Genomic DNA, 2,697 nt, shown 5'->3' with positions numbered 1-2,697 from the left:
GGTATCGCGCGCTTTTTTCGCGCATGGTTCTATTATGATATGGTTACACGCTTCGGGGATGTCCCTTGGATTGATAAACCATTAGCTGCTGATGATGAAGCATTATACGCTCCTCGTGATTCCCGCACCCTAGTCATGGAGAAAATAATGGAGGATTTAGATTTTGCATATAACAATATCAGTGCCGCGAGCTCAGACGGGACGACGATAACAAAATGGACCGCATTAGGTCTAAAAACTCGGATTGCTCTTTTTGAAGGCACTTACCGGAAATACCATTTCGAGTTAGGTCTACAAAATACCGCAGACATTTACTTGCAACATGTTGTTGATGCGGCGGAGGAATTGATGATTCACGGACCACATACATTAAATACAGCGCAAGGTGCAGAGTTATCCCAGCGGCAATTATTCATTAGTGATGCGCCGGTTACTTCAGAAGTTATGCTCGCTATTGCATTTAGTAAAGACCTAGCGATACTTAACGATGCAAATTGGTGGTGGACCTCGGCAACATATGGCCCCCGTTACAGTCTTGCACGTCCATTCATCAATACAGTATTAAATATCGATGGTACTCCCTACACAAATCGCCCGAACTATAAAACAGAAATGTTTTACCAAGAGTGCGCTGGCCGCGATTACAGATTAGCCCAACTAATCCGCACGCCAGGCTATAAACGTAATGGAGCGGCTGCACCGCCAAACTTTGCTAGTCACACCTATACAGGGTATCAGCCTATCAAGTACACCCTTGATGACAGCTATTTTGATAACGGTTCTTACAACACAAATGCCGTTCCTTTAATGCGATATGCAGAAGTGTTGCTAAACTATGCAGAAGCAAAAGCAGAGTTGGGTACCTTATCCCACAACGATTGGAAAAATACAATTGGTGCCTTACGAGAGAGGGCTGGCATAACGGGAGGTATTAACACTCTCCCCGGCAGCGTTGACAATTACCTAAAACAAACGTTCTTCCCTGATGTGAACAATCCAGTTATTCTGGAGGTTCGTAGAGAACGTCAGGTGGAACTCGCTTTGGAAGGATTTCGCTTTAACGACTTAAAAAGGTGGAATCGGGGAGAACTGATGGCAACCATGGAGTGGTCGGGAATCTATGTCCCTGGATTAAATCAATTAATCGACTTAGATCAAAACGGCACCATGGATGTTGTGTTTTATGACGGAAATCAATCAGGGCCTTCCATTAACGTTCCTGCAGGTGTCGCTAAAGTGGCGATTGGAGGTAAGTCGACAAATTTCCAGACACTCACTTCCGACAATCATCTAGAATGGTTTAAAGCTCAACAAAGAACTTGGTACGCCGATGGTCGTCAAAACCTATACCCAATACCAGCAACAGCGATCACCAAAAACGAAAAGATTGAACAAAACCCGTTTTGGGAATAATCGATAAAATATCTCCCAAGTAAATAAAAAAGGTTATCCGAGAAACATTCGGATAACTTTTTTTGCTTGTATTATTTTCAGCTAAAAAGGTCGGCATTTTCACCAACCCGACAAAGAAGAGAAGAATAATATTCCTAAATATTGTGATATAATAACCTGAGATTTAATCAATTTTGTTATATTTAAATTCTCTTAATAACCATGTATAAACGAAACATCTAAAATTATAGCCCTATGCATCGTGCCATCAACGTCTATTTCATCTTACTTTGCGTATCAGTTTTAAGTAGTTGCAGTAGCTACCAAACGGTCCCTAATAGTTACATCGTGAAAGGGGAAGACAATTTCGAAAGTATCCAAGAGAAGTTCTCAATTTATATGGGTCCTTATGCGGGAGAAGAAATGTGGGATGGTCACAAAAGCCATTTGACGAACGACCCTCCGTCACGTCGATATGTTAAACTCTTTAAAAAACTTGGATACGACAAGAAATCATATGCTGTAGTCTTTAGCGATACCTATAACTCGAAATATGGAATGGCAGCGTTAATAAATAATAGCGGCGGAAAGAATCAAAAATTGATCGACTTAGGTAATTTTCAATTAAAGTCAGAGGATAATGCCAAATGGTATGCCCAGACAATAAAAATTGGCACCGATAGCGTATATCACGCCGTTATTCCCATGTATAATAAAGGTATTGCGGAAAAATATCTAACAATTATTAAAGTATTGCCTAAAGGAGAAAACATCAAAAAAATAGAACATTTCGTTCAACAAAATGCAAAGACTTATCAAGATTTAGGATATACACTTTCCAACTTAAAATTGCCCACCTGTCCTCAGGGCGTCGAGGAAATTTACCACGACTATGTGGTTCCACAGCTTATTAAAAAGAATCCCGGTTATTACCTACTTAAGGTTTACAAAGACGAAGAGAAAGACAAAGCGTTATTCTTTTATACCCTGTTAGGACCCTCACCGATAGCACAAGGAGCTTTTAGAGCTTGCCCGGGAAGATATCGAATGCTTTTCACGACGCTAGAAGGAGAGCCTCTGCACAGCGAAGAATTAGACCTGAGATAACAATCAAACCCTAATTACGCGTATCCTGATTGTTGTAAATACTTAGATAGCTATCGTATCGTGAAGGTTCAATATCGCCCTGCTCTAGGGCCTGGAGAATCACGCAACCAGGTTCATTGATATGTCGACAATTATGAAATCGACATTCATTCAAGCGTGCGCGCATTTCAGGAAAAAAATGTGATAATTCCTCCTTTT

Annotated in this window: 2 protein-coding genes and 1 pseudogene; 2 read left to right on the top strand and 1 reads right to left on the bottom strand. The window is 40.8% G+C overall.

Annotation, left to right across the window (positions count from 1 at the left end):
* Together HP439_RS18615 and HP439_RS18610 are read left to right on the top strand one after the other, a co-directional pair.
* Positions 1-1,413, top strand: a 1,413-nt coding sequence (locus HP439_RS18615) for a RagB/SusD family nutrient uptake outer membrane protein (protein ID WP_172391830.1), incomplete at its 5' end; no start/stop codon positions are given.
* A 234-nt stretch (positions 1,414-1,647) separates the two neighbouring features.
* Entirely contained in the window at positions 1,648-2,499 is an 852-nt protein-coding gene (locus tag HP439_RS18610; protein ID WP_172391829.1) for a hypothetical protein, read from the top strand.
* A gap of 10 nt (positions 2,500-2,509) precedes the next feature.
* Here HP439_RS18610 and HP439_RS19495 read toward each other — a convergent pair.
* Positions 2,510-2,697 (bottom strand): annotated as a pseudogene (locus HP439_RS19495) (ribosome small subunit-dependent GTPase A); the annotation flags it as partial.

Source organism: Sphingobacterium shayense, from assembly GCF_013179575.1.
GTDB classification, from domain to species: Bacteria; Bacteroidota; Bacteroidia; order Sphingobacteriales; family Sphingobacteriaceae; genus Sphingobacterium; species Sphingobacterium shayense.
Note: the sequence above shows the minus strand (reverse complement) of the source record. Positions and strands in the feature narration are given on the sequence as shown.

Bases quoted from the DNA above. Each gene is read 5' to 3' on its own strand.
- HP439_RS18610 (WP_172391829.1), top strand. From the start codon at position 1,648: ATGCATCGTGCCATCAACGTCTATTTCATCTTACTTTGCGTATCAGTT.